The following is a 7,257-nucleotide window of genomic DNA, read 5'->3' on the forward strand; positions in this document are numbered from 1 at the left end:
CCGCGGTGGCCAGCCAGGCGCGGGCGTAGCGGTCCGGGTCGGGGTTGGTGACGCGGCCGAAGACATCGCGGGAGCGGCGGTCGGCCTCCGCGGTGAGCGCGGTCGACAGGTCGGCGGCCGCATGGAACCCGCTGCGCCGCAGGGCCGCGCCGCCTCCGTTCCGGTCGCCGTCGCGGGCCGGTTCGGCGACGGCGCGGCGGCCCCCGGAGACGGCGACCTCGACCAGTCGGCGCAGCCGCCACAACGGGGCCTCGGCGAGCGGGTCGGTAGGGACCCCGACGAGGCCGTCCATGGTCGGCAGGGCGTCCGGCGGTGGGAAGTGCGCGCCCTGGAGGCGGTCGTAGCCCAGGTCGGCGTGGCCCTGCCAGCCGTCCGGCAACCGCAAGGTGGCTTCCGTGTCCGGGGCCGGGCCGACCGCGAGCGGGCGGAGCGTCGCGGCGCGGTCCGGTTCGAGGCGGCCGAGCACGCGCAGCCGCAGGCCGGGCCGGGCGGCGAGCTGACGGAAGTTGGCGGTGTGCGCGAGGTCCGGGTGGCCGTTGGCCGGTGTCAGCCGGACGAGGAGGCCCTCGGCGGCCGATTGCCCGGCGGGGGACAGTTCACGGGCGAGCAGGTGGTCGCCTGCGGCGCCGACGAGGACCAGGTCGCAGCCGATCAGCGTGCGCGCCGCCTGTTCGGCCTGTTCGGGGTCGGCGCCGGGGCTGCCCGTGAGCCGTTCGGCGACCGCCTCCGCCAAGGGGCGAGTGAAGAGGGCGGCGAGCGGGTCCGATGTCCAGGAGAGACCGGGGAGCGGAGTCGCCCTTACGCCCTTGCCGGAGCCGAGGCGGCCGTCCGGGGAGAGCGTGGCGCCGGAGATCAGCAGCCCGCCACGGGAGAGCTGGGCGTGGTTGAGGGTGCCGGAACCGAGGGCGACGGTGGCCGTGGCGGCGCCCCGGGCGCGGGCCGGGCCGCCGGGCTTGACGTCGGCGATCGAGCACCAGCGCCCGTCGTCGGAGACGAGATGGGTGACGACACCGCCGTAACCGGTGGCCGAGATCACCGGCTCCCGGCACACGCCGTGCACTCGCAGGCTGCCGCCCGGGCGGTAGGCGCGGCGGGCCGTGCCGACGAGGGCGGGATCCGGGTCCGCCGCAGACAACAGGCCGGTGGTGAGCAGCAGTTCACGCACGTTGGCGACCAGGTCGGCCAGCCGGTGGCCGTCGTGCCGGGCGCGGGCACCACGCAGCCCGCGTACGACCCGCAGGGCTGCCGCCTCGGCACGGTGCAGTCCGGCGAGCCGGGCGGTGTGCGCGGCCCGCAACAACTCCGCCTGCGGCACCGCTCCCGCTGCGGGGACCCCGGCGGCGAGCACGGTCGCGGTGGCCGCCCAGAGGTCGTTCGCGGCGGCGACCTGGGCGAGGGTCGGGGTTTTGGCTTCCGGGGCGCGGGGCGTACCCGTGGTGTTCTTGGCGCCGCCGGTGCCGCTGGTCCTTCCGGCTCCGCTTGGGGCTCCGGTACTACCGGTCGGGCCGGTGGCTCCGGCGGCTCTGGTGGCTCCGATGGCGTCGGCCCGGCTTGTGCCTTCGCCAGGAACGGCGGTTGCGATGGGTCCGCCGACTGCCGGTGTGCCGGTCGTGCCTGCGGCTTGCGGGTCGTCGGCTGAAGGGGTCCCACCTTGGCCTCCGTGGAGGCCCGTTGCCGTGTCGGACGACTCGACCTCCGTCTCCGCGTCGGCCGTCGCGTCGGCGTCGGCCACAGGGCAGGCGCTCAGGACGGCGGCGCGGTGCAGACAGCGGGGTGCGAGCAGACAACTGCACACCGCCTGCTCGGCGTCGGTCACCGCGCCCGAAGGCCCGGGCGTGAGTGTGACCTCGGCGTCCTCGCCGCACCGGATGCGCAGGGCACCGCCGTCGACCGTGACGGGCACGGCCGCGTACGTCTCGATCGCGGCGTCCAGTTTCTTGCGCAGCCGGGAGGTCAGACTCTCGACGGCGGCGGCCACCACGTCGGGTGCCGCCGGGGGCAGTTCGGCGTTCATCGGGTCTCTCCGCGGAGGCGGTCGCCCACCCAGCGGGCGAGGGCGAGGGGACTGAGGGCGGCGACCGGCATACCGGCCGCGACGAGCTGCTGGGCGACGGGCACCGAGTAGCGCGGGGTGCCGGTGTCGTCCAGGGCGGCGCAGCCCATCAGGTGCACCCCGGAACCCGCGAGGGCCCGTACCTCGCCGAGGAGCCCGCCCAGCGGGTAACCCTCCTCGAAGTCGCTCACCACCACGACGAGGGTCCGGCTGGGCACGGTCACCAGGGAACGGGCGTGGGCGAGCCCCGCCGCGATGTGGGTGCCGCCGCCGACCCGGACCTCGAGAAGCAGCGACAACGGGTCGTCCACCCGGTCGGTCAGATCGATCACGTCGGTCGAGAACGCCAGGAAATGCGTCGACAGCGTGGGCACCCCGCCCAGGACGGCCGCGGTCAGCGCCGACCAGATGACGGAGGCCTCCATCGACCCGGACACGTCGACGACGAGGATCAGCCGCCAGTCCGCCTCCTTGCGGGACCGGGTGCTGAACACCGGTCGCTCCGGTACGACCACGGTCCGGCCGTCGGCTGTCCGGCGCGTGTGGGCCAGGTTGGCCCGCAGGGTGCGGGGCAGGTCGAGCCGGCCGCCGGGGCGACGGGTCGGGCGCGGGGTGGCCAGACCCGTGAGCGCGGGGCGCATACGGGTGGCGAGTTCCTTGGCCAGTTCGTCGACCAGACGCCGTACCAGCGGCCGAAGCCTGGCCAGTTGCTGCTCGGGCATCCCTCCCGCCAGGGACAGTACGGAGGTCAGCAGGTCGACCGACGGGCGGACGGCCCTGGGGTCCAGCTCGGCCAGTACGTCCGTACGGCCCTGGTCGGCGGCCCGTGCCAGCACCTCCTCGCGGACCTCCGCGCCGAACAGCACGTCCAGCTCCTCGGCCCACTCCCGGGCCGTGGGGAACGACGCGTCCTGACCGCCGCCCTGACCCTGGCCGCCGCCCCGGCCGAGATCCGAGGAGCCCTCGCCCCGCCCGGTGCCGTACAGCTCGTCCAGCGCGTGCGCGTAACGACGGGCATCCTGCGGCAGCTTCTCGCTCTCCCGACCGAGGAGCAGCCGCCAGCGGTCGGTGGGGGTGAGATGGAGGAGGGAAGGGGGTGCTGGGGCGACCACGGGGACTTCGGCGGTCTCGGTGACCGCGGGGCTGGTGGAGGTTTCCGGATCGGCTGAGGCAGTGGGGGTCTCCGAGACGTCGGTGCCCTCGGGCAGCCCCACCGTGTCCGTACCGGTCGGCAGCCGCAGGGAGTTGACCGCTGCCAGGCCCGCCGTGTCCGCCGCCGTCCACAGCGCGAGGAGTTCCGGTGAGGCGCTGAGCGAGAGGTCGAGGCGGTCGCCGAGGCGCTCGGTCACGGTGGTGAGGAGGCGGTCGCGGCCGGCCGGGGTGAGTGTGTCGAAGCCGCCGCGGAGAGCGGGCAGCCGGTCGAGGAAACCCTGGTCGGTGAGCGTGTCGATGCGGTCGAGCAGCGGGTCCAGCGCGGTCGGCGCGGACTGGAGAAGCGGGGCCGCACCGCTGAGCAGGCCGGTGAGGCGGCGGGCCAGCCCGAGGCGGCTGTCGGGGCCGGTGGCCGTGTCGATCCAGCCGGCGGCACGTGCCCCGAGGGTGTCGGCGGCGTCGAGGTCGAGCAGGACCCGGGCGGCCAGGGCGGCACCCTGCATCAGCGGGGAGCCGGTGCGCGCGAGGGTGCCCAGGGCGTCGTCCATGCGCAGGCCGAGACGGTGTTCACCGGCCCGCGAGGCGAGCGCGATCAGCGCGGCCGCGTCCTCCGGCTGGTCGCTGCCCGCGAGGCCGGGCAGCGCGCGGACGGCTGCCTCCAGGAGGTCGACGGCCAGTTCGGCGGCTTCCAGCCTGCCTTCGGGCGTGGTGCCGGGCAGATGGCCCCGACGCAGCGCCTCCAACAGGTCGAGCGCTTCGAGGAGTTCGGGGAGCGTGGCCGTGGCGGGGAGCACGGCGGCGGCGTCGGCCAGCCGGTCGGCGACCAGCGCGGGCAGATCGCAGCGAGCGGCCGCCCGAAGCCCGGCAAGGACCAGGGCGCAGGTGGGCCCGCCGTCCGCCGACTCCCGACGGAAGGACTCCCGCAGGGTGCCCTCGGCGGCCAGGGCCACGGTCACGCCCCGGATCCCGGCCAGGTCGAGCCGTACGGGAACAGCCGGCGTCCACGACAGCCGCCACCGGGTGGTCAGCGCCGTACCGTCGCCCGTGCCGGCCACCTCCACGGCCTCGCAGTAGCCCGCGCCGCACACCGTGAGGCGCTGGAGCAGGATCTCGCGGCGGCCGTCGAGGGCGGAGCGGAGCGGGTCGAGCCGGAGTTCGCGCGACGCGGGGTCCTCCGGGCCGGGCAGCCGCAGTGCGGTCAACTCCGCCTCCACGGACGGGCCGAGACCGGAACGCGGTGTGCCCGGCGCGACCCGGCCCCGGTCGGTGCCGACCAGGACCACTTCGAGGGACCGAGCGAGCGCCCGGCCACGGCCGAGAGGCTCGCCCTGTCCCAGCACCGTCGTCAGCGCCTCCAGCACCTCGCCCCGGCCGGGGGCCGCGAGTCCACGGAGACTGGCCAGGTCGCACGCCATCCGCAGGGTCTCGGTGGCCTCGCCCGTGCCCGCGGTGTGCCCGGCCGCGCGCAGTTCCCGGCACACATCGGTGATCGCCCGCGCGGCGGCGCCGTGCAGCAGCTCGGGATCGCCCCCGGCCGTGAACACCGCCTGCTGCCAGCGCGGGTCCCGGATGCCCGCCGGGTACCCGGAACGGGAGTCCAGCAGGTCGAAGGCGTACGGGACGAGTGAGGTGACGACAGGCGGGTGCTCCCCGACGAGACCCGCTCCCCGGGCCCCGGCGACGGTGGCGACCGCACGCGGGACAGGCACGGCCCCGGCCGCTGCCGTGCCGACGATGTCAACATCCACGTTCGTCAGCGCCGGGGCGTGGAACGCGCCGATCACGGCCGCGACCCGGCGCCCGCCCGTCGCCGCGCGGGCGATCGTGTCACGCATGTGCGCCTCACGGGCCAGGTCCACCGACGGCACGCCGCCCGCAGACTCGGCATCGCGACGCAGCGCCCACCCCACGCCGAGGGCGGCACGACGGATCGCTTCGGGGGCGCATCCGGGAGCGAGCACCTCCACGCACCTGTCCCACAGGTCGTCCCCGTCACGACCGGTGCCGGCCGCGCTGAGCGCCTCCGCGAAGCCGGTGGGCGAGGCGACGGCGGTATCCTCGGCAACCGCGCTCCGAGTCTCCACGGCCGCAGCGGCGCCGATACCGCCGGCCTCCGGGCGGTCAGCGGCCGCTCCCGGGCTATCCGCGTCCGACGGCGGGCGGCCCGTGTCCGACGGGGGGAGATCCGCGTTCGACGGCGGGCGGCCCGTGTCCGACGGCGCGAGATCCGCGTCCGACGGCGGGCGGCCCGCGTCCGACTCCGCATCTCCCGGGCTCGTCCTCGGGCTGCCCGCGTCCGCCCCTGGGCGGTTCGTGTCTGCCCCCGGCCTGCCTGGGCCCGATGCCGGCTGGTCCGTGTCTGCCGTCGGCCCGCCCGGGCCCGGCGCCTGCCCGTCCACGTCCACCCCCGGCCGGCCCGCGCCGAACTCCGCTCGGCCCGTGCTCCACGCCGGATCCGACATCGGAAGGTCGCAGCACACCACCTCCACGCCCCGCTCCCGTGCCCAGCGGAGCGCTGCGAGTTCGGGGGAGAAGTCGGCGAACGGGTAGAAGCCGAGCCGTCCGCCCTCACTCGCCCCGGCCAGTGCGACCGGGGCGAGGGTGCCCGGGGCGGCGAGGTGGGGCAGCCAGGGCTGGAAATCGGCGGGGAGTTCCACGCAGACGACCTCGGCGCCGGAGGCGTCCAGCAAGGCGGGTACGGCCGCGGCGAGGGCCGGGCTGTGGTGCCGTACCCCCAGCAGGTACGGCGCTGCGGAGTCGGCGAGGGCCGTGACGGCCGCCCGCGGGTCCTGAGTGATCGTCACCGAAGGTTCTCCCGCAGGTCCCAGAGGCGGCGCCACGTCGCCGAACCGTCCTCGGCGCGGCGGCGCACCGGACCGTCCCAGTAGCCGAGCAGCCGCGCGTGATCGGCCGGATCGTCCTTGCGGACCACGCCCAGCAGGTGTCCGGGGACGAGATCGAGGGCGTCCCCGCCGGACAGGTACGCGGTGGCCACCCCGAGGGAGGCCGCGACCTGTACGGCCTCGGCGGTGGACATCACCGTGCCGGGCCGCTCCACGTCCCAGCCCTCGGCGGAGCGCCCTTCGCGTAGATCGCGGAAGACGGTGACCAGCACGTCGAGCACCGCGTCGTCCACGCCGAAGGCCGCACCCGCCCGCTGCACGGCCGCCTCCGCCTGCCGCCGGACCAGGGCCGTCTCGGCGTCCACGTCCGCGATCGGGTGCACGGTCTCGAAGTTGAAGCGGCGCTTGAGCGCGGCCGACATCTCCGAGACTCCCCGGTCGCGCAGGTTGGCCGTGGCGATGACGGTGAACCCGGGCGCGGCCGGGACCTGGGCGTCGTCCGTGCCGGACAGCTCGGGCACGCTCACCCGGCGGTCGGACAGGATCGACACCAGGGCGTCCTGCACCTCGGGCAGACAGCGGGTGATCTCCTCGACCCGCGCCACCCGGCCGGAGCGCATGGCGCCGAGCACCGGCGAGTCGACCAGCGCCTGCGGGGTCGGGCCCTGGGCGAGCAGCAGGGCGTAGTTCCAGCCGTAGCGGAAGGCGTCCTCGGTGGTGCCGGCGGTGCCCTGCACGGTGAGCGCGCTGGTGCCGCACACGGCGGCCGACAGCAGCTCGGAGAGCATCGACTTGGCCGTACCGGGCTCGCCGACGAGCAGCAGCCCGCGCTCACCGGCGAGAGTGACCACGCATCGCTCGACCAGGGCGCGTTCGCCGACGAACTTGGGCGCGATCACCAGCTTGTCGGGCAGCGTCTCGTGCGGCTTGGCCAGCTTCAGGGTCTCGCCGCGGCTGCCGCAGACGAAGGTGACCACGGACCGCGGGGTCAGGCGCCAGCCGGGCGGGCGCGGGCCCTCGTCGTGGGCGGCGAGGAAGTCGAGTTCGGTGGCGTGGCGCTCCTCGGCGGGCAGGGTCTGCCGGGCCGGAAGGGCCGTCGCCGTGTCGGTCGGGGTCATGAATGTCCTTGCTCAGTGGGTCGGTAGGTCTGTCTGTCGTTCCGGGGGAGGGGGAGGGGGAGGGGGCGGGGGGGGGGGGCAGGGGACGGGG

At 75.8% G+C, this 7,257-nt stretch carries 3 protein-coding genes; all 3 read right to left on the bottom strand.

All coding sequences use genetic code 11. From position 1 onward, the window contains the following. Positions 1–2,014, bottom strand: a 2,014-nt coding sequence (locus ACFU53_RS45150; protein ID WP_384005863.1) for a hypothetical protein, incomplete at its 3' end; no start/stop codon positions are given. Next, the gene (locus ACFU53_RS45155) at positions 2,011–6,009 is read right to left on the bottom strand and encodes a DUF5682 family protein (protein ID WP_384005865.1); all 3,999 of its coding nucleotides are present in this window, start codon (positions 6,007–6,009) and stop codon (positions 2,011–2,013) included. The genes ACFU53_RS45155 and ACFU53_RS45150, both read right to left, overlap by 4 nt. Beyond that, positions 6,006–7,166: an AAA family ATPase gene (locus ACFU53_RS45160; protein WP_384005867.1), complete on the bottom strand. Its 1,161-nt coding sequence runs from the start codon at positions 7,164–7,166 to the stop codon at positions 6,006–6,008. Before ACFU53_RS45160 ends, ACFU53_RS45155 begins: the two co-directional genes overlap by 4 nt. Positions 7,167–7,257 lie beyond the last annotated feature (91 nt).

Source organism: Streptomyces sp. NPDC057474 (genome assembly GCF_042802555.1).
Lineage (GTDB): Bacteria > Actinomycetota > Actinomycetes > Streptomycetales > Streptomycetaceae > Streptomyces.